The sequence below is a fragment of the Streptomyces sp. NPDC004542 genome (assembly GCF_040610035.1).
Taxonomy (GTDB): Bacteria; Actinomycetota; Actinomycetes; order Streptomycetales; family Streptomycetaceae; genus Streptomyces.
In genome coordinates this window covers 1-19,420 of the sequence record NZ_JBEXLP010000116.1, presented here as the reverse complement: position 1 = coordinate 19,420, position 19,420 = coordinate 1, and the positions used below count along the sequence as shown (strand labels likewise).

Sequence of the window (19,420 nt, the reverse complement as noted above, 5' to 3'; positions counted from 1 at the left end):
GCCTTCCAGGGCACGATCAAGTCGGCGGTCGCCTTCGGGGCCCTGCTCTCCCAGGGCATCGGCGACACGATCCGCGTCTCCCTCTCCGCGCCTCCGGTGGAGGAGGTCAAGGTCGGCAACCAGATCCTGGAGTCCCTGAACCTCAAGCAGCGCGGCCTGGAGATCGTCTCCTGCCCGTCCTGCGGCCGCGCCCAGGTGGATGTCTACAAGCTGGCCGAAGAGGTCACCGCGGGCCTGACCGGCATGGAGGTCCCGCTGCGGGTCGCCGTCATGGGCTGTGTGGTCAACGGCCCCGGCGAGGCCCGCGAGGCCGACCTCGGTGTCGCCTCCGGCAACGGCAAGGGCCAGATCTTCGTCAAGGGCGAGGTCATCAAGACCGTCCCCGAGTCCAAGATCGTGGAGACCCTCATCGAGGAGGCCATGAAGCTCGCCGAACAGATGGAGGCGGACGGCGTCACCTCCGGCGAGCCGTCGGTCTCGGTGACGGACTGACCACGGGTGGTGCCGGTGGCGGGCCGGCGGGACCTCCCGGTGGGGTCCGGCAGTGTCAGCCGGTCTACGGTCGAGGACGGATGGGGCCGGCGGGGCTTGCCGGTGAGGTCCGGCAGTGTCAGCCCGTCCGGCGTTTGAGGACGAGGCCCGTTCGGGGCCGAAGCGGGGGTCTGGGGGCGGCAGCCCCCAGAAGGCCCGACGGCACCCGACGGCACCCGACGCCCACGTCCGAACGAGCGCCAATCGAACACGGGTCGGCACGGCCGAGCTTCCGCAGGTACAGTGCGGAGATCAGCAGACCCTCAGCGTGAGGCCCCGCACGTGTTGACCCAGACCACCTCACGGGTGCTCGAACCGAGCGACCTGGACGCCGCGCTCGCCGTCCTCGACCGCGAGCCCGTCGCCAACGCCTTCGTGACCTCCCGCGTCCAGATCGCGGGCCTCGACCCGTGGCGGCTCGGCGGCGAGATGTGGGGCTGGTACGAGGACGGCATGCTGACCTCCCTGTGCTACGCGGGCGCCAACCTCGTCCCGATCTGCGCCACCCCGCGCGCCGTTCGCGCCTTCGCCGACCGTGCCCGCCGGGCCGGGCGCCGCTGCTCCTCCATCGTCGGCCCCGCCGACTCCACCGCCCTGTTGTGGCGCCTGCTCGAACCGCACTGGGGCCCCGCCCGCGAGATCCGCACCCGTCAGCCCCTCATGGTCACCGACCGGATGCCGGCCGACATCGCTCCCGACCCCTACGTCCGCCGCATCCGCAAGGACGAGATGAACACGATCATGCCGGCGTGCGTGGCGATGTTCACCGAAGAGGTCGGTGTCTCCCCGCTGGCCGGCGACGGCGGCCTCCTCTACCAGGCCCGCGTCGCCGAACTCGTCGGCTCCGGCCGCTCGTTCGCCCGCGTGGACGAACACGGCAAGGTCGTCTTCAAGGCGGAGATCGGCGCGGCGACCTCCCAGGCCTGCCAGATCCAGGGCGTATGGGTGGCCCCCGAGTACCGCGGGAGGGGACTGGCCGCCCCCGGCATGGCGGCGGTCCTGCGGTACGCGCTGGCCGACGTGGCCCCGGTGGTGAGCCTGTACGTCAACGACTTCAACACCTCGGCACGGCGCACCTACCAGCGGGTGGGGTTCCAGGAGGTCGGCGCGTTCATGAGCGTGCTGTTCTGACCGGGCCGGGCCGGGCCGCGCCCCGCACCGCCCCACGGACAGCCGAGGGGCATCCCGATGACCGGGCCGCACGGCGCGGTCACCCCCCTGTAGTCTCCCCGCATGGACGTCGTGATCGGCCCACTGGACCTCTCAGCCCATGTCGACGAGGCCTTGGCCGTCCAGGCCGTCGCCTTCGGACTGGGCCCCGACGAGGTGGCCGTGCGTCGCCAGATCGTCCTGCGCCACATGCAGTACCCGGGAGCGAGGGCGCTCGGCGCCACGGTCGGCGGGCGGCTCGTCGGATTCGTCTACGGCATGCCCAACGACCGCGCCCACTGGTGGTCCACCGTCGTCGAACCGTACCTGCGGGCCCGCGGCCACGCCGACTGGCTCGACGACTCCTTCGTGATCACCGAGCTGCACGTCCACCCCGACCACCAGAACCGCGGCATCGGCCGGCGCCTGATCACCACGATCACCGACACCGCCACCGAACCGCGCTCGATCCTCTCCGCGATCGACACCGAAAGCCCGGCCCGCGGCCTGTACCGCTCGCTCGGCTACCAGGACCTGGCCCGGCAGGTCCTCTTCCCCAGCGCCCCCAGGCCGTACGCGGTCATGGGCGCCCCGCTGCCCCTGCGCCGGAAGTAACGATTTCCGGGCACGGCGGCCGCCCGGCTAACCTCCTTGCCATCACCCTTACGCGGCAGGAGTACGAGAACCATGGCCAACGCACCGGTCCAGCGCATGTCCCAGTTGATGGCGAAGACCCTGCGTGACGACCCCGCGGACGCCGAGGTCCTCAGCCACAAGCTCCTCGTCCGCGCCGGCTACGTCCGCCGCACCGCCGCCGGCATCTGGAGCTGGCTGCCGCTCGGCAGGAAGGTCCTCGCCAACGTCGAGCGGATCGTCCGTGAGGAGATGGACGCGATCGGCGCGCAGGAGGTGCTCCTGCCCGCCCTGCTGCCGCGCGAGCCGTACGAGGCGACCGGCCGCTGGGACGAGTACGGCGCCGAGCTGTTCCGCCTGAAGGACCGCAAGGGCGGCGACTACCTGCTCGGCCCGACCCACGAGGAGATCTTCACCCTGCTGGTGAAGGACCAGGCGTCCTCGTACAAGGACCTGCCGGTCATCCTGTACCAGATCCAGCACAAGTACCGTGACGAGGCGCGGCCGCGGGCCGGCATCCTGCGCGGCCGCGAGTTCCTCATGAAGGACTCGTACTCCTTCGACCTGGAGGACGAGGGCCTGGCCCGGTCCTACGCCCTGCACCGCGAGGCCTACCAGAAGGTGTTCGCGCGTCTCGGCCTCGACTACCGCATCTGCGCCGCCACCGCCGGCGCGATGGGCGGCTCGAAGTCGGAGGAGTTCCTGGCCCCGGCCGGTGCCGGCGAGGACACCTTCGCGGACTGCCCGAACTGCGACTTCGCGGCCAACACCGAGGCGATCTCGTACGAGCTGAGGCCGGTGGACGCCGACGGCGTGGCCGCGCTCGAGGAGATCCCGACCCCGGACACCCCGACCATCGAGACCCTCGCCGCCCACCTCGGAGTCCCGGCCTCCGCCACGCTGAAGAACCTGCTCGTCAAGGTCGACGGTGAGATCGTGGCCGTGGGCGTCCCGGGCGACCGCGAGGTCGACATGGACAAGGTCGAGGCGCACTTCGCCCCGGCCGCCGTCGAGCTGGTGACGGCCGAGGACTTCGTGGGCCGCCCGGACCTGGTCCGCGGCTACGTCGGCCCACAGGGTCTGGGGGAGAAGGTCAGGTACATCGCCGACCCGCGCGTGGCCCCCGGCACCTCCTGGATCACCGGCGCCAACAAGGAGGGCACGCACGCCAGGAACGTCGTCGCGGGCCGGGACTTCGAGGCCGACGCCTACGTCGACGTCGTCGTCGTCCAGGAGGGCGACCCCTGCCCGAAGTGCGGCACCGGCCTCAAGCTGGACCGGGCCATCGAGATCGGCCACATCTTCCAGCTCGGCCGCAAGTACGCCGACGCCCTCAAGCTCGACGTCCTCGGCCAGAACGGCAAGCCGGTCCGCGTCACCATGGGCTCCTACGGCATCGGCGTCTCCCGCGCGGTCGCGGCGCTGGCAGAGCAGACCGCCGACGACAAGGGCCTGTGCTGGCCGGCCGAGGTCGCCCCGGCCGACGTGCACGTGGTCGCCGCCGGCAAGGCGCTGCAGACCGAGCTGGCGCTGGAGGTCTCCGAGAAGCTGCGGGCGGCCGGGCTGCGCGTCCTGGTCGACGACCGGGCCGGGGTGTCCCCGGGCGTGAAGTTCACCGACTCCGAGCTGATCGGCGTCCCGAAGATCCTGGTCGCGGGCCGCCGTTCGGCCGAGGGCGTGCTCGAGCTGAAGGACCGCAGGACCGGTGAGCGCGAGGAGCTGACCGTGGACGAGGCGATCGCACGCCTGACCGCCTGAAAGAAACCCTTCGTACCAGCCCCGGGCATCTGAAGGCGCCGCACGGGCCTGACGTGGATCGTTCCCCGGCCGCAGGGCGTGAAAGGACGTCACTGCGGAGGGGAACGGCCACGGCCGCCGGGGAACGCTAGAGCCAGCCCGCGAACTCCAGCAGCAGCTCCGCGTCCCGCTCCCGGCCCACCCGGCGGGCCCGTACACCGGACTCCACCGCCCGGAACAGGGTCCAGCCGCGCAGCCGCTCCTGGTCCACGTCCAGCGACTGAGCGAGCCGCTTCACCCGCCGGCGGGTCGTCGCCGCTCCCGCCGGCGTGGCGATCAGGTCCTCCACCCGGTCCCGGACCAGACGGGCCAGGTCGAAGGCGCACTCGCCGACCAGCGGGTCCGGTCCCACCGCCAGCCACGGCATCCGCTCCCCGGCGAGCACCTTGCTCTGCCGGAAGGTGCCGTGCAGCAGCCGGTGCTCCGGCGGCGCGGCCAGCAACGCGTCACGGGCCGCGAGCGCCGCCCCGACCAGTGGGGCGACCTCGGGGTCGGTGGCCGCGCTCGCCCGCATGGCCTCGGCCTGCCGTCCGGTCCGTCCGCCCACGGTCTCGAAGGGGAACTCGGCCGGAGGTGCCACCCACAGCCGCCGCAGCGTCCCCGCCGCCTCCAGCAGCGCCTTCGCCTCGGGCAGCGACCGCACGGACACGTCCGGGTGCAGCCGCTCCAGCAGCAGCACCCCCGCGGTCCCGTCCGCCTCCAGCAGCTGTACGGCGCCCAGACCGCCCCAGTGCGCCAGCGCCGCCCGTTCGGCCTCCGGCCGGGCCCGGGGCGGGGCCAGCTTCAGCACGGCAGGGGTCCCGTCCGCCCGACGCACCAGCACGACCAGGCTGCTGCGGCCGCCCGGCACCTGTACCCGCTCGACGGTCAACCCGCGTAGCGCGACGGCCTGCCGCACGGTCTCCGGCAGCGCGTCCAGCCAGCCGTCACCGTCCGGTGCCGTCTCACCGAGCGCCCTGACCAGGCGCCGCGGCGGTTCGAAAGCCATGCGCGAGTCGTTCCCTTCCTGGAGGCCGGCCCCTCCTGGTGCCGGGTCTACGCCGTCGGTGCCGCCGAGGCCGGCGCCGGGGTCGCGGACGTACCGGCCGCCGCACCGTCCCGTTCGGCGAGACCAGGGAAGGCTACGCTCCCCCCGCGCCAGCGCACCGCCCGCACCGCGGCCTCCCGCAGCGCGCCGGCGGCCGCGCCGCGCCGCCCGCCCGTGGTCGCCCTTACCAGGTCGGAGCAGACCCCGGCCACGCGTTCCTCCAGCTCGGCGGCGAGCCGCACCGCCGCCGCGGAGTCCGGCACCGGGAACGGCAGCGCGTACGCCGCGTCCGCGGCCACCGGGGAGCCGCCCAGGTCGCGTACTTCGCGGACCAGTGCATCCCTGCGCGCCCGGTGCGCGTCGTACGCCGTCCGTGCTTCAGTGCGCCGCCCCGCGCCGATCCGGCCGCCGACGACCCCGTACCCGTACACGGCCGCGTGCTCGGCGGCCAGCGCCGCCTGCAGGGCCTTGAGCTCGCCGTCCCTCGTCTCGTCGCTCACTTGCCACCCTCCGTCAGCAGGTACGCGTGCGCCGCCCCGGCCGCCGCCACCGAGGCCATCAGCCGGGCCAGCTCCCCCTCCACTCCCAGCAGCGCCTTCGCCCGCCGGTCGGCGAGGGCGCGCTCGGCGGTGGCGAGAGCGGCGAGCGCGCCCTTCTCGTCGGCGGGCACGGCCGGCGATGCCGAGGCGTCGGCGGACCGCGCGGACGAGGGGGCCGAGGAGGACGGCGAGCGGGCGGCAGGAGAAGCCGGCGAGGGGCCCGCCGCACCGTCCCCGAACGCCTTCGCGTGGGCCGCGGTCTCGGCCCGCAGCGGCCGCAGCCGGTCCGCCAGCGCCGGATGCGCGGCGATCACCGCGTCGTACCGCTCCACCAGCTCCCGGCTGTCCCGGGCCGCACGCGCGCGTGCCCGCTCGGAGACCGAGGGGCCGCCACCCGTGCCGCCGGAGTCCGCGCTCCCGGCGGAGCAGCCCGCCGGCAGCACCGTCGCGGCGGCCGAGGCGAGCAGGGTTCTTCTGCGCGGCCACGGGAGGGCACGCGGCGGTGGGAGGAGGGGCACGGAAGACGTCCTCGGACACTCGTACGAACACACAGGCGGGGGCCCGCCGCCGATCACGGTACCCGCGAACCCGGCCGGCCCCGGTCACCGGCTCGTCGGCGCCCCGGGGGCGCGGGGACCGTACCGGAACGGCCCCCCCGCGTCTTCGGTGCCCCGCCCCCTCCGCCGCAGGGCCACGTGGACGGCAACACCCCCCGCGACCCGATACCCTTTGACCAGACACGCGACCCATCCCACAACAGCACACGCGGCCGAGGAGTCACCCGGATGAGCACCACCCAGAGCGAGAGGCTGCGGGAACTGCTGGAACCGCTCGTCACATCCCAGGGCCTGGATCTCGAAGAGATCGCCGTGGACTCCGTCGGACGCAAGCGGGTGCTGCGCGTCGTCGTCGACTCCGACACCGGGGCGGACCTGGACCAGATCGCCGATGTGAGCCGCGCGCTCTCGGCGAAGCTCGACGAGACGGACGCGATGGGTGAGGGCGCGTACGACCTGGAGGTCGGAACCCCGGGCGCGGAGCGCCTCCTCAAGGAACACCGGCACTACACGCGCGCGGTCGGCCGGCTGGTGAGGTTCCAGCTGGCCGAGGACGGCGAGCTGGTCGCCAGGATCCTGACGGTCGACGACGAAGGCCTCGACCTCGAAGTGCCCGGAGTGAAGGGCCGCAAGGCCACCACCCGCCGACTCGGCTTCCCGGACATCGCCAAGGCGCGTGTGCAGGTCGAGTTCAGCCGCAAGGACAAGAAGGAAGAGGAGGCGTAGCCGTGGACATCGACATGAGTGCCCTGCGGGGCTTGGTTCGGGAGAAGGAGATCTCCTTCGACCTGCTGGTCGAGGCGATCGAGTCGGCCCTCCTCATCGCCTACCACCGCACCGAGGGAAGCCGCCGACACGCGCGCGTGGAGCTCAACCGGGAGACCGGGCATGTGACCGTGTGGGCGAAGGAGGACCCCGAGGACCTCGAGGAGGGCCAGGAGCCGCGCGAGTTCGACGACACCCCGTCCGGCTTCGGCCGCATCGCCGCCACCACCGCCAAGCAGGTCATCCTGCAGCGGCTGCGCGACGCCGAGGACGACGCGACGCTCGGCGAGTACGCCGGCCGCGAGGGCGACATCGTCACCGGAGTGGTGCAGCAGGGCCGGGACCCGAAGAACGTGCTCGTCGACATCGGCAAGCTGGAGGCCATCCTGCCGGTGCAGGAGCAGGTGCCGGGGGAGACCTACCCGCACGGCATGCGGCTGCGCAGTTACGTCGTACGGGTGGCGAAGGGCGTCCGAGGTCCCTCGGTCACCCTTTCGCGCACCCACCCCAATCTGGTGAAGAAGCTCTTCGCGCTCGAGGTGCCGGAGATCGCCGACGGATCCGTCGAGATCGCCGCCATCGCGCGCGAGGCCGGTCACCGCACCAAGATCGCCGTCCGGTCCACCCGTTCGGGCCTGAACGCCAAGGGCGCCTGCATCGGCCCCATGGGCGGCCGGGTGCGCAACGTGATGGGCGAGCTGAACGGCGAGAAGATCGACATCGTCGACTGGTCGGACGACCCGGCGGAGATGGTCGCGAACGCGCTGTCACCCGCTCGGGTGTCCAAGGTGGAGGTCGTGGACCTGGCCGCCAGGTCGGCGCGGGTGACCGTGCCGGACTACCAGCTGTCGCTGGCGATCGGCAAGGAAGGGCAGAACGCCCGGCTCGCGGCCCGGCTCACCGGCTGGAGGATCGACATCCGCCCGGACACCGAGCAGGCCGGGGAATAGATGCAGGCCGCGGGACGCTGAGATCACGACAGCTATATGCACAACAACTGTTCGATTGCTCACCCAAAGGGGTGAGGTCGGTACGGGGAGGTAGACTTAAGGGTGTCTGGCCGGACGCACGCCCGAGTACGCCCTGAACGCACCTGTGTGGGGTGTCGGGAGCGAATGGCCAAGACGGCTCTGCTGCGGATCGTGGCGGTCGAGGACGCGTGCGTCCCCGATCCTCGCGGTACGCTGCCCGGCCGGGGTGCGTACGTACACCCCGCCCTGGTCTGTCTCGACCAGGCGGTACGCCGCCGGGCGTTCACGCGGGCACTGCGCGCCCCGGGAGCGCTCGACACAAAGGCGTTGCGCCAGTACGTCGAGCAGACGACAGTTGCTGAGCAGGCAACACCGTAAGACGAGCCGTACGGAACACCGTGCGGCCTGGTACCTCGCGAGTCGAAAGCAGGTCGAGATTGCGATGAGCACTCGATGAGTACGCGATGAGTACGCCCATGAACTAGCGACGGTCCGGCCGCAACCCGGACCTCAAAGGAGCGAAGTGGCTAAGGTCCGGGTCTACGAACTCGCCAAGGAGTTCGGTGTCGAGAGCAAGGTCGTCATGGCCAAGCTCCAGGAACTCGGTGAATTCGTCCGTTCGGCGTCTTCGACGATCGAAGCGCCTGTAGTACGCAAGCTGACTGACGCCTTCCAGGGCGGTGGCAACGGCAAGTCCGCCGGCAGGCCCGCCCCGCGCAAGGCTGCCCCCAGGCCCGCCGCGCCCTCTCCGGCGCAGGCGGCCCGCCCGGCCGCACCGAAGCCGGGTGCCCCCAAGCCGCCGTCGGCCCCGCAGCCGGCTGCCCCGCAGCCCGCGGCCCAGCAGCCGTCGGTGTCCACGCCGGCTCCCGGCCCGCGTCCGGTCCCGGGTCCGAAGCCCGCGCCGCGTCCGGCACCGGCCGCCCCGGAGTTCACCGCTCCGCCGGCCGCTCCGGCCCCGCAGGCCCCGGCGGCCCAGGGTCCGCGTCCCGGCGCCCGTCCCGGCGCCCCCAAGCCCGGCGGCCGTCCGGGCGGTCCCGGCCAGGGCCAGCGGGGCGAGCGTCCCGCCGCCCAGGGCGGTGCGCGTCCCGGCGGTCAGGGCCCGCGTCCCGGTGCCCGTCCGGCCGGTCCGCGTCCGGGCAACAACCCCTTCACCTCCGGTGGCTCCACCGGCATGGCCCGCCCGCAGGCCCCGCGCCCGCAGGGTGGACCGCGACCGGCCGGAGGCCATGGAGGCCCCGGTGCCCCCGGCGGCGGCCCCCGTCCCCAGGCGCCCGGCGCCCAGGGCGGCGGTCCGCGTCCGCAGGCTCCGGGCGGTCCGCGCCCGACTCCGGGCTCGATGCCGCGTCCGCAGGGCGGTCCCCGTCCCGGCGGCGGCCCCGGCGGCCCGCGTCCGAACCCCGGCATGATGCCGCAGCGTCCCGCTGCGGGTCCGCGTCCCGGCGGCGGTGGCCCCGGCGGCCGTGGTCCCGGTGGCGGCGGTCGTCCTGGTGGCGGCGGCGGTCGTCCGGGCGGCGGCGGCTTCGCCGGCCGTCCGGGTGGCGGTGGCGGCGGTTTCGCCGGTCGTCCCGCGGGTCCCGGTGGCGGTGGCGGCGGTTTCGCCGGCCGTCCCGGTGGTCCCGGTGGCGGCGGCGGTGGCCGTCCCGGCTTCGGCGGTCGTCCCGGTGGTCCGGGTGGCCGTGGTGGCACGCAGGGCGCCTTCGGCCGTCCCGGTGGTCCCGCGCGCCGTGGCCGCAAGTCGAAGCGGCAGAGGCGCCAGGAGTACGAGGCCATGCAGGCCCCGTCGGTCGGCGGCGTGATGCTGCCTCGCGGCAACGGCGAGTCCATTCGCCTGTCGCGCGGTGCGTCGCTCACCGACTTCGCCGAGAAGATCAACGCCAACCCGGCGTCGCTCGTCGCGGTCATGATGAACCTGGGCGAGATGGTCACGGCCACGCAGTCCGTCTCCGACGAGACGCTGCAGCTCCTCGCCGACGAGATGAACTACACGGTTCAGATCGTCAGCCCCGAGGAGGAGGACCGCGAGCTGCTCGAGTCCTTCGACATCGAGTTCGGCGAAGACGAGGGCTCCGAGGAGGACCTGGTCGTCCGTCCGCCGGTCGTGACCGTCATGGGTCACGTCGACCACGGCAAGACCCGGCTGCTCGATGCCATCCGCAAGACGAACGTCATCGCGGGCGAGGCCGGCGGCATCACCCAGCACATCGGTGCCTACCAGGTCGCGACCGAGGTCAACGACGAAGAGCGCAAGATCACCTTCATCGACACCCCGGGTCACGAGGCGTTCACCGCCATGCGTGCCCGTGGTGCGAAGTCGACCGACATCGCGATCCTCGTGGTGGCGGCCAACGACGGTGTGATGCCTCAGACGGTCGAGGCCCTGAACCACGCCAAGGCGGCCGACGTGCCGATCGTGGTCGCGGTCAACAAGATCGACGTCGAGGGTGCCGACCCGACCAAGGTGCGCGGTCAGCTGACCGAGTACGGCCTGGTGGCCGAGGAGTACGGCGGCGACACGATGTTCGTCGACATCTCCGCCAAGCAGGGTCTGCACATCGACTCGCTGCTGGAGGCCGTGATCCTCACGGCCGACGCCTCGCTCGACCTGCGGGCCAACCCGAACCAGGACGCGCAGGGCATCTCGATCGAGTCCCGTCTCGACCGCGGCCGCGGTGCCGTGGCGACGGTCCTCGTCCAGCGAGGCACGCTGCGGGTCGGCGACACGATGGTCGTGGGCGACGCCTACGGCCGAGTGCGCGCCATGCTCGACGACAACGGCAACAACGTGGCCGAGGCCGGCCCGTCGACGCCGGTCCAGGTCCTGGGCCTGACCAACGTCCCGGGCGCGGGCGACAACTTCCTCGTGGTCGAGGAGGACCGTACGGCCCGCCAGATCGCCGAGAAGCGCGCCGCCCGTGAGCGGAACGCGGCGTTCGCCAAGCGCACGCGCCGTGTGTCGCTCGAGGACCTGGACAAGGTGCTGAAGGCCGGCGAGGTCCAGCAGCTGAACCTGATCATCAAGGGTGACGCTTCCGGTTCCGTCGAGGCCCTCGAGTCCTCGCTGCTCCAGCTGGACGTCGGCGAAGAGGTCGACATCCGCGTCCTGCACCGCGGCGTCGGTGCGGTCACGGAGTCCGACATCGACCTGGCGATGGGTTCCGACGCCATCGTGATCGGCTTCAACGTCCGCGCGGCCGGCCGCGCGGCGCAGATGGCCGAGCGCGAGGGCGTGGACGTCCGGTACTACTCGGTCATCTACCAGGCGATCGAGGAGATCGAGGCGGCCCTGAAGGGCATGCTGAAGCCGGAGTACGAGGAGGTCGAGCTCGGCACGGCGGAGATCCGCGAGGTCTTCAAGTCGTCCAAGCTGGGCAACATCGCCGGTGTCCTCATCCGCTCCGGCGAGGTGCGCCGCAACACCAAGGCCCGCCTCATCCGCGACGGCAAGGTGGTCGCGGAGAACCTCAACATCGAGGGCCTGCGTCGCTTCAAGGACGACGTCACCGAGATCCGCGAAGGCTTCGAGGGTGGTATCAACCTCGGAAACTTCAACGACATCAAGGTCGACGACGTCATCGCGACGTACGAGATGCGCGAGAAGCCGCGGGCGTAACGCCCACGGTCAGTGCCGGCCGGCGGGACTTCGGTCCCGTCGGCCGGTGCGCCGTGGCCGGGGCACCGCCTGCGCGGACCCGGGCCATCGCTCCCCGCCCGACTGCGGCGGGCAGCCCTGGGGAGGAAAACCCCGTCGAGCCTCCGGCAGGAACGGGGTACCGTTCATGATGCCCCCGGCCGCACGGCCCCGGGGCCATCGACCCCGTGCCGGCGGGTGAACCGGCTACTTACATGTACGTGGGGACTCTGTCCTTCGACCTCCTCCTCGGCGACGTACGGTCGCTGAAGGAGAAGCGCTCCGTCGTCCGCCCGATCGTCGCCGAACTCCAGCGGAAGTACGCCGTGAGCGCGGCCGAGGTGGACCACATGGACCTCCACCGGCGGGCCGTCATCGGCCTCGCCGTGGTCTCCGGCGACGCGACGCACATCAGCGACGTACTGGACCGGTGCGAACGGCTGGTCGCCGCCCGCCCCGAGGTGGAACTGCTGTCCGTCAGACGACGCTTCCACGGCGACGACGACTAGACCGAAGAACGACCGAGAAGAAAGAAGGGGAGACGGACCAGTGGCCGACAACGCGCGGGCGAAAAGGCTGGCGGACCTCATCCGAGAGGTGGTGGCCCAGAAGCTGCAGCGCGGGATCAAGGACCCGCGGCTCGGCTCGCACGTCACCATCACGGACACCCGGGTCACCGGGGACCTGCGAGAGGCGACCGTCTTCTACACGGTGTACGGCGACGAGGAGGAGCGGAACGCCGCGGCGGCGGGCCTGGAGAGCGCCAAGGGCATCCTGCGCTCCGAGGTCGGCCGGGCGGCCGGCGTGAAGTTCACGCCGACCCTCACCTTCGTCGCCGACGCCCTCCCGGACACCGCCCGGACCATCGAGGACCTCCTCGACAAGGCACGCCAGTCCGACGCGAAGGTACGCGAGGCGTCCGCGGGCGCCACGTACGCCGGTGAAGCGGACCCGTACCGGAAGCCGGGCGCCGAGGACGAGACGGACGACACCACCGAATGACCCAGAAGCACACCACGCCCGACGGCCTTGTCATCGTCGACAAGCCGTCGGGCTTCACTTCGCACGACGTGGTCGCCAAGATGCGCGGCATCGCCAGGACCCGCCGCGTCGGCCACGCCGGCACCCTCGACCCCATGGCGACGGGCGTCCTCGTCCTCGGCGTCGAGAAGGCGACGAAGCTCCTCGGGCACCTCGCCCTCACCGAGAAGGAGTACGTCGGCACCGTCCGCCTCGGCCAGACCACGGTCACCGACGACGCCGAGGGCGAGATCACCGCCTCGACCGACGCCTCCAAGGTCGCCCGGGACGCCGTCGACGCCGGCGTAGCCAAGCTGACCGGCGACATCATGCAGGTGCCGTCCAAGGTCAGCGCCATCAAGATCGACGGCGTGCGGTCCTACAAACGGGCCCGCGAGGGCGAGGACTTCGAGATCCCCGCCCGGCCCGTCACCGTCTCCTCCTTCACCGTGTACGACGTCCGGGACGCGGTCGCCGAGGACGGCACACCGGTCCTGGACCTGGTGGTGTCGGTGGTCTGCTCCTCCGGCACCTACATCCGCGCCCTCGCCCGTGACCTGGGCGCCGATCTCGGCGTCGGCGGACACCTCACCGCCCTGCGCCGCACGCGCGTCGGTCCGTACAAGCTGGACACCGCGAGGACCCTGGAACAGCTCCAGGAGGAGCTGACCGTGATGCCGATCGCCCAGGCGGCCGAGGCCGCGTTCCCGCGCTGGGACGTCGACGCCCGGCGCGCCCGGCTGCTCACCAACGGTGTGCGGCTGGAGATGCCCGACGTGTACGCGGGCGCCGGCCCCGTCGCCGTCTTCGAGCCCGAGGGACGCTTCCTCGCGCTGGTCGAGGAGCACAAGGGCAAGGCGAAGAGCCTGGCCGTCTTCGGCTGACCCGGGCCCGGGCCCCATGGGCCCTGCCCGTGGAGCGGCGGCCACGGGATGTGGCCGCCGCTCCACGGTCCCCCCTCGGTTCCCCCACCCCTAGGGTGTTTCCAGTCGACCCCGCCTATTCACCCGACCGTGCGGGCGCTCGGAGTGAACGGGGGGAGCGGAAGGGGGCGCTTTCGTCGCGCGATCTGTCCCGCTGATCATTCCCGGCCTACGGTCGTGGTCAGGGCACGGGTGCACGGCCGGGGAGGTTCGATCATGGCGGGACGGGGCCCGCGCAGCGGAGCCGGCGCCGGACGGAACCGCGCGGACGCGACCCACGCAGAGCGACGGCGGCAGCAGACACCCGGCGCGGACCGGTACCGCACGCGCGACGCGCTTCTGGTCCGGATCCTCGACCCGGCCGGCCGACCGCGCGGCACCGGCTTCCTCGCCGACCTCCACGGCACCCTCGTCACCAGCCACGAGGCCGTCGACGGCCTGGTATACCCGTGTGACGACGTGCGCCCGGTCACAGCCCCCATGCCGATGCGGGCCCGGAACGCGTGGCATGGCACCCTTAGACCTGCGTAAGCGGTCAACGGTAGGTACGGACACGGGTTCGAGGAGCGGTCACAGTGCAGCGCTGGCGTGGCTTGGAGGACATCCCCCAGGACTGGGGGCGCAGCGTCGTCACCATCGGTTCCTACGACGGGGTGCACCGCGGCCACCAGCTGATCATCAGGCACGCCGTGGACCGGGCCCGCGAGCTGGACGTCCCCGCCGTTGTCGTCACCTTCGACCCGCACCCCAGCGAGGTCGTCCGCCCCGGCAGCCACCCGCCGCTGCTCGCCCCGCACCACCGCCGTGCCGAACTGATGGCCGAGCTGGGCGTGGACGCGGTACTGATCCTGCCGTTCACCACCGAGTTCTCGAAGCTGTCCCCGGCCGACTTCGTCGTCAAGGTCCTGGTGGACAAGCTGCACGCCAAGGCGGTCGTCGAGGGCCCCAACTTCCGCTTCGGCCACAAGGCGGCGGGCAACGTCGGGTTCCTCACCGAACAGGGCAAGATCTACGACTTCGAGGTCGAGGTCGTCGACCTGTACGTGACCGGCGCGGCGGGCGGCGGCGAGCCGTTCTCCTCGACCCTCACCCGGCGCCTGGTCGCCGAGGGCGACGTCGAGGGTGCCGGCGAGATCCTGGGCCGCCCGCACCGGGTGGAGGGCGTGGTCGTCCGCGGCGCCCAGCGCGGCCGCGAGCTGGGCTTCCCCACAGCCAACGTGGAGACGCTCCCGCACACCGCGATCCCGGCCGACGGCGTGTACGCCGGCTATCTGCACGCCCAGGGCGAGGTGATGCCGGCCGCGATCTCCGTCGGCACCAACCCGCAGTTCGACGGCACCGAGCGCACGGTGGAGGCGTACGCCATCGACCGCGTCGGCCTCGATCTGTACGGGCTGCACGTCGCCGTCGACTTCGTGGCGTACGTGCGCGGACAGGCGAAGTTCGAGTCGCTCGAGGCCCTGCTGGAGCAGATGGCCGAGGACGTCAAGCGCTGCCGGGAGCTGGTCGAGGCGGACCGGTAGACCTGCCCGCGGTACGGGAAAGGGCGGCCGGTGCTCGCGGGAGCACCGGCCGCCCTTCTTCGCGCCGTCCTACTGCTGGGGCGGAGCCTGCGAGGGCTGCGCCTGGGGAGGCTGGGCCTGCGGGGGCTGCGCCTGCGCCTGCGGGGGCTGCGCCTGGGGCTGGCCGGGCTGCGGATAGCCGGGCTGCGGCGGGTACGGCTGGCCCTGGGCCGGCGGGTAGGGCTGGCCGGGCTGTGGCGGGTAGGGCTGGCCCTGGGCCGGCGGGTAGGGCTGGCCGGGAGCCGGCGGGTACGGCTGACCCGGGGCCGACGGGTACGGCTGGGCGGGCGGCTGACCCGGCTGGGGATAGGGCTGCCCCGGGGCGTACGGCTGCTGCCCGGGCGCCGGGTACTGCTGCCCGGGCACGGGCTGGCCGGGCATCGGCGGGGCGGCCACCGGCGGCGGGTTGCCGTCGTTCGTCCACAGGCCGTGCGACTGCTGGTGCCGTACGAAGTCCTCGGCGACCATGGCCGCGAGGTTGAAGTACGCCTCCCGCACCTTCGGCCGCATCATGTCGAGGTCGACCTCGGCACCGGCGGCGAGATGCTCGTCGAAGGGGACCACCACGACGCCACGGCAGCGCGTCTCGAAGTGCGCCACGATGTCCTCGACCTTGATCATCTTGCCGGTCTCGCGTACCCCCGAGATGACGGTGATGGACCGCGAGACGAGATCGGCGTACCCGTGCGCGGACAGCCAGTCCAGCGTCGTACTGGCGCTGCTCGCACCGTCCACCGACGGCGTGGAGATGATGATGAGCTGGTCGGCGAGGTCGAGCACGCCGCGCATCGCGCTGTACAGCAGACCGGTGCCCGAGTCGGTGAGGATGACCGGGTACTGCCTGCCGAGCACGTCGATCGCGCGCCGGTAGTCCTCGTCGTTGAAGGTCGTGGAGACGGCCGGGTCGACGTCGTTGGCGATGATCTCCAGGCCGGACGGTGCCTGGGACGTGAACCGCCTGATGTCCATGTACGAGTTGAGGTACGGGATCGCCTGGACGAGGTCCCGGATGGTCGCCCCCGTCTCGCGGCGCACGCGGCGGCCGAGCGTACCGGCGTCCGGGTTCGCGTCGATGGCGAGGATCTTGTCCTGCCGCTCGGAGGCCAGGGTGGAGCCCAGCGCGGTCGTCGTGGTCGTCTTGCCCACACCGCCCTTGAGGCTGATGACGGCGATCCGGTAGCAGGACAGCACGGGGGTGCGGATCAGCTCCAGCTTCCGCTGCCGCTCCGCCTCCTCCTTCTTCCCGCCCAGCTTGAACCGCGAGGAGGCCGCGGCGGGGCGACTGCTCTTCGCCTTCTGCTTCTTGTTGTTGAGCAGCCGGTCGGACGACAGCTCCACCGCCGCGGTGTAACCCAGCGGCGCCGCACCGGGGTTGGTCATCTGCCGCTGGTCGTGCTGAACGGGCTGCGGCCAGGCGGCACCGGCACGCGGATCCACGGGCGCGGGCGCCTGCGGCGGCTGCGCCGTCTGCGGAGGCTGCGGCTGCTCCTGGCCCGGCTGGACGGGGGGCTGCGGGAAGCCGTAGCCGCCATGGCCGGCGGGGGAGTTGGGGGCGCCCGTAGGGACCGCGGGGCCTACGGGGTGGGGAAAACCGTAGCCCGGGGCGGGGGGTTGGGCGTCGGGCGCGGGCGCGGGCGCCGGTGCTTGGGGCTGCGGGGCGTGGGGCGCGTGAGCCGCCTGCTGGGGCTGTGGCTGGTGCTGGGCCGCCGGGTCGGGGGTGCCGGGGTAGGGGAAGCCGTAGCCCTGGCCCGGCTGGGCGGGTGGTGTGGCGGCGGGTCCGGCGGGCTGGGGGAAGCCGTATCCGGCCTGCGGGTTGGGGGTGGGGGTGTGGGGTGGCTGGTGCTGGGCCGCCGGGTCGGGGGTGCCGGGGTGGGGGAAGCCGTAGGCCTGGCTCGGTTGGGCGGGTGGTGTGGCGGCGGGTCCGGCGGGCTGGGGGAAGCCGTATCCGGCCTGCGGGTTGGGGGTGTACGGGGGGCCCGGCTGGGGCGCAGCCGGGGGCTGGTTCTGGTTCCAGGCGGCGGGCGCGGGTTGGGGCGCCTGGGGCTGGAAGGGGGGCTGCTGGGGCGGCACGGCCGTCGGACCCTGCGCGGCGGCCGGCTGCGGCCCCGGCACGGGGTCGGCCTGCTGCGGCTGGGCGGGCCACTGGGCCGCCGGGGCGGGGGCGGCCGGCTGGTACGACGGCGGCAGCGGCGGCACCCCGGCCTGCGGCGCCGGCGGGGCAGCCCAGGCGGGCGGGGCGTCCTGCGGCGCGCCGTCCTGAGGAACGGCGCCGGCGACCGCGGCCTCCGCGCCGGGGGCGTCACCCTGAGCCGACGGGACCTCGGCGGGCTCGGCGTCGGCGGGAACGGCGTCCTGGACCTCGGGCTCCGCTTCCACGGCGTCCTCGGGCTCGGCCCCGGTCTCCGTCTCGGTCTCCGCGTCGGCTTCGGCGTCCGAGTCCGCGGACTCGGCCTCCTCCGCGGGAGCGTCCGCGGATTCGTCCTCCACCGCAACCACGGCCTGCGGCGCGGCCTCCGCGGTGGGCGTATCCGCCTCCGCCTCCGCCTCCGTTGCCTCGGCCGCCACCGGCTCGGCGTCCCCGTCGGAGTCGGCGGCGGCTTCGCCGGCATCCGCGGAGGCACCCGCGGCGCTCCGGAACTCGACCACGTCGGCCCCGTCCGCGTCTGGTGCCTCCGGCTCGGCCCCGTCGTCGGACGCGTCCGGCTCACCGGAGTCGTCGTCGTGGGACACGTCGGCGGGTTCCGCGACGGCGGCCATCTGGCGCTTCAGCGCGACGGCCGAGAAGCGCATGGTGGCGCCGCTCTCCAGATCACCACCACCGGCCTCGGCCACGGGCTCGGGTGCGGCCATGGCAGGAGCGGCTGGAGCAGCCACGGGCGGCGCGGGCGGCGCAGGCGGAGCCCACTGCGGCTGTGCCTCCGACTGCGGAGGCTGCTGCGGCTGCTGCGGGGCCTGCGGCTCGAACCCGCTCCCCATCGGCAGCCTCGGCACCCCGGCGGGCCCCCCGGCCGGCGGCGCGGCCGGCGGCGCGGGTGGCGTGAAGGGCGCCCCCGGCGCAGGGGCCGGGGGAGGCGGCGTGAAGGGCGCGCCCGGAGTCACGGCACCGGCCGCCCGGGTCGCGTGCGGAGGGGGAGCGAGCCCCGGAATCGGGGCGCCCCCGGTGTCCGTGTACGGCGAAGCGGGCGGCCCGCCGGCCGCACCGGGCCCGCCGGCCGCACCGGGCGCGGCGGGTGTCCCGGAGGCGGGATCCGACGCCCCACCGGCCCTCGGGCCCTGGCCCGAGCCCGCCGACGCCCCGTCCGCCTGCGACGCGTTCTGCGTGTACCAGGCAGGCGGCGCGTAGTCGATGGTGAACTCGCCCGTCGCCTCGACGGCGGACTCCGCGTCGGGCTGGTCATCGCCGGGTGTGGCCCAGCCCCCGCGGATCCCGTCCCGATCGCTGCTCACAGTTCCTCCTGGTGTGGTCGAGCACCCTCATGCCGTGCCGGGGCGACCATGTCGTGTCGTTCTCAGTCGTCCGTAGTCGTTTCGAGGTAGTCCGATCCACCGGCTCTCCCCCTGGGACCCGATACCCGGTCCACGGGTTTCTGGCATCGCGCCCGGTACCAGCCTAATCACCACGAGCCGCACCCGGGCAGGCCCGTCCGCCCTCAGCACCGGCCCACCAGGTCACGCCCCGCCCGGAAGTGGCCCACGGCGCCGCACTGTTGCGGCAAGCGGTACGACTTCTCGCCCTTCTTCGGCACGGTCGACAACTGCGACGGACTCGTCGTCGGCCGCTCTCAGCTCTACGTGATGAGCGAGGAGCAGACCGACATCAAGCAGCCCTCCGACTGGATCGTGGCCTTCGACATCGCCAAGGGCACGTCCGCGGGCAAGTTCGTGGGCCGCCCCTTCCAGATGGTCGTACCCCTGCGCACGAGCGGCGACGACCTGCTCATCTACCGCCGCAGCATGGACACCTTCCAGCCGGCGACCGTGGTCAGCTGGAACCCCCGTACCGACAAGGAGACCCCGTACCTGCTCTTCCAGCTCCCGGAGGACGACGAGTACGGACTCAGCGACCCGGAAAAGACGGAGATCACCTATGAACAGGGCCACGTCTTCTTCGCACCGCGAGAACTGGTCCGGGACGACGACCACCCGACGTATCCGGTGCTCTCCGTCCTCGGGGTCGGGACGGCGGGACTGAAACACTGAGGCGGAACACCCGAGGGGGCGGGCGGCACCGGGACCATGCGCTCGACGGCGTCCCGCCTGGCCGGCCAGCCCTGGGGCATGGTCGTCGCGGACGAGGCCCAGCACGTCAAGAACCCGT

General features: G+C 73.0%; 17 protein-coding genes and 1 pseudogene. 14 read left to right on the top strand and 4 right to left on the bottom strand.

What is annotated here, in order from left to right:
* From ABZX30_RS34625 to ABZX30_RS34610, 4 genes are all read left to right on the top strand, one after another.
* On the top strand, positions 1-492 hold a 492-nt coding region (locus ABZX30_RS34625; protein ID WP_355941322.1), incomplete at its 5' end, for a flavodoxin-dependent (E)-4-hydroxy-3-methylbut-2-enyl-diphosphate synthase.
* A gap of 321 nt (positions 493-813) precedes the next feature.
* Complete coding sequence (locus ABZX30_RS34620; RefSeq protein WP_355941319.1) at positions 814-1,662, top strand: GNAT family N-acetyltransferase; 849 nt, start codon at positions 814-816, stop codon at positions 1,660-1,662.
* Positions 1,663-1,764: 102 nt separating this feature from the next.
* Entirely contained in the window at positions 1,765-2,295 is a 531-nt protein-coding gene (locus ABZX30_RS34615) for a GNAT family N-acetyltransferase (protein ID WP_355941316.1), read from the top strand.
* Between the two features lie 72 nt (positions 2,296-2,367).
* A complete protein-coding gene (locus ABZX30_RS34610; protein ID WP_355941313.1) occupies positions 2,368-4,071 on the top strand; it encodes a proline--tRNA ligase in 1,704 nt (567 codons plus the stop codon).
* A gap of 127 nt (positions 4,072-4,198) precedes the next feature.
* On the opposite strand, the gene ABZX30_RS34605 is transcribed toward ABZX30_RS34610, so the two are convergent.
* Genes ABZX30_RS34605 through ABZX30_RS34595 form a run of 3 tightly spaced genes read right to left on the bottom strand, consistent with a single transcriptional unit; the run spans position 4,199 to position 6,194 of the window.
* Positions 4,199-5,098, bottom strand: coding sequence for an aminoglycoside phosphotransferase family protein (locus tag ABZX30_RS34605; protein WP_355941310.1), 900 nt, complete (start codon positions 5,096-5,098; stop codon positions 4,199-4,201).
* A gap of 47 nt (positions 5,099-5,145) precedes the next feature.
* Positions 5,146-5,637 (bottom strand): ferritin-like domain-containing protein, encoded by a 492-nt coding sequence (locus ABZX30_RS34600; RefSeq protein ID WP_355941307.1) that lies wholly within the window; start codon positions 5,635-5,637, stop codon positions 5,146-5,148.
* Positions 5,634-6,194 (bottom strand): hypothetical protein, encoded by a 561-nt coding sequence (locus ABZX30_RS34595; protein ID WP_355941304.1) that lies wholly within the window; start codon positions 6,192-6,194, stop codon positions 5,634-5,636. The genes ABZX30_RS34600 and ABZX30_RS34595 overlap by 4 nt, the downstream gene beginning before the upstream one ends.
* A 267-nt stretch (positions 6,195-6,461) precedes the next feature.
* Between ABZX30_RS34595 and rimP the strand changes: the two genes are divergently transcribed.
* The 9 genes and pseudogenes from rimP to ABZX30_RS34550 all read left to right on the top strand — a co-directional run bounded on the left by rimP (position 6,462) and on the right by ABZX30_RS34550 (position 15,063).
* On the top strand, positions 6,462-6,959 hold the full coding sequence (gene rimP / locus ABZX30_RS34590) for a ribosome maturation factor RimP (RefSeq protein WP_355941301.1): 498 nt from the start codon (positions 6,462-6,464) through the stop codon (positions 6,957-6,959).
* 2 nt (positions 6,960-6,961) lie between these two features.
* The gene (nusA, locus tag ABZX30_RS34585) at positions 6,962-7,948 is read left to right on the top strand and encodes a transcription termination factor NusA (protein WP_133047437.1); all 987 of its coding nucleotides are present in this window, start codon (positions 6,962-6,964) and stop codon (positions 7,946-7,948) included.
* Positions 7,949-8,050: 102 nt separating this feature from the next.
* A complete protein-coding gene (locus tag ABZX30_RS34580) occupies positions 8,051-8,347 on the top strand; it encodes a YlxR family protein (protein WP_355941298.1) in 297 nt (98 codons plus the stop codon).
* A 145-nt stretch (positions 8,348-8,492) separates the two neighbouring features.
* The gene (gene infB, locus ABZX30_RS34575) at positions 8,493-11,579 is read left to right on the top strand and encodes a translation initiation factor IF-2 (RefSeq protein ID WP_355941295.1); all 3,087 of its coding nucleotides are present in this window, start codon (positions 8,493-8,495) and stop codon (positions 11,577-11,579) included.
* A 233-nt stretch (positions 11,580-11,812) separates the two neighbouring features.
* Positions 11,813-12,106 carry a DUF503 domain-containing protein gene (locus ABZX30_RS34570; protein WP_355941292.1) on the top strand — a complete coding sequence of 98 codons (294 nt, stop codon included), beginning with the start codon at positions 11,813-11,815 and terminating at the stop codon, positions 12,104-12,106.
* A gap of 40 nt (positions 12,107-12,146) precedes the next feature.
* Entirely contained in the window at positions 12,147-12,599 is a 453-nt protein-coding gene (rbfA, locus tag ABZX30_RS34565; RefSeq protein ID WP_355941289.1) for a 30S ribosome-binding factor RbfA, read from the top strand.
* Entirely contained in the window at positions 12,596-13,501 is a 906-nt protein-coding gene (gene truB / locus ABZX30_RS34560) for a tRNA pseudouridine(55) synthase TruB (RefSeq protein WP_355941286.1), read from the top strand. The genes rbfA and truB overlap by 4 nt, the downstream gene beginning before the upstream one ends.
* Positions 13,502-13,630: 129 nt before the next feature.
* A pseudogene (locus ABZX30_RS34555) lies at positions 13,631-13,981 on the top strand (hypothetical protein); the annotation flags it as partial.
* A gap of 134 nt (positions 13,982-14,115) precedes the next feature.
* Positions 14,116-15,063, top strand: coding sequence for a bifunctional riboflavin kinase/FAD synthetase (locus ABZX30_RS34550; protein WP_355941283.1), 948 nt, complete (start codon positions 14,116-14,118; stop codon positions 15,061-15,063).
* 69 nt (positions 15,064-15,132) lie between these two features.
* On the opposite strand, the gene ABZX30_RS34545 is transcribed toward ABZX30_RS34550, so the two are convergent.
* Entirely contained in the window at positions 15,133-18,549 is a 3,417-nt protein-coding gene (locus ABZX30_RS34545) for an SCO5717 family growth-regulating ATPase (protein WP_355941280.1), read from the bottom strand.
* 348 nt (positions 18,550-18,897) lie between these two features.
* Here ABZX30_RS34545 and ABZX30_RS34540 point away from each other — a divergent pair, with 348 nt between their 5' ends.
* Positions 18,898-19,302 carry a hypothetical protein gene (locus ABZX30_RS34540; protein WP_355941278.1) on the top strand — a complete coding sequence of 135 codons (405 nt, stop codon included), beginning with the start codon at positions 18,898-18,900 and terminating at the stop codon, positions 19,300-19,302.
* The last annotated feature ends 118 nt before the right edge of the window (positions 19,303-19,420 follow it).

Excerpts from the sequence above, each read along its gene's own strand:
- ABZX30_RS34615 (WP_355941316.1), top strand. The coding sequence starts at position 1,765 with ATGGACGTCGTGATCGGCCCACTGGACCTCTCAGCCCATGTCGACGAG.
- ABZX30_RS34610 (WP_355941313.1), top strand. The coding sequence starts at position 2,368 with ATGGCCAACGCACCGGTCCAGCGCATGTCCCAGTTGATGGCGAAGACC.
- ABZX30_RS34605 (WP_355941310.1), bottom strand. The coding sequence starts at position 5,098 with ATGGCTTTCGAACCGCCGCGGCGCCTGGTCAGGGCGCTCGGTGAGACG.
- rimP (WP_355941301.1), top strand. The coding sequence starts at position 6,462 with ATGAGCACCACCCAGAGCGAGAGGCTGCGGGAACTGCTGGAACCGCTC.
- ABZX30_RS34570 (WP_355941292.1), top strand. The coding sequence starts at position 11,813 with ATGTACGTGGGGACTCTGTCCTTCGACCTCCTCCTCGGCGACGTACGG.
- truB (WP_355941286.1), top strand. The coding sequence starts at position 12,596 with ATGACCCAGAAGCACACCACGCCCGACGGCCTTGTCATCGTCGACAAG.
- ABZX30_RS34540 (WP_355941278.1), top strand. The coding sequence starts at position 18,898 with ATGAGCGAGGAGCAGACCGACATCAAGCAGCCCTCCGACTGGATCGTG.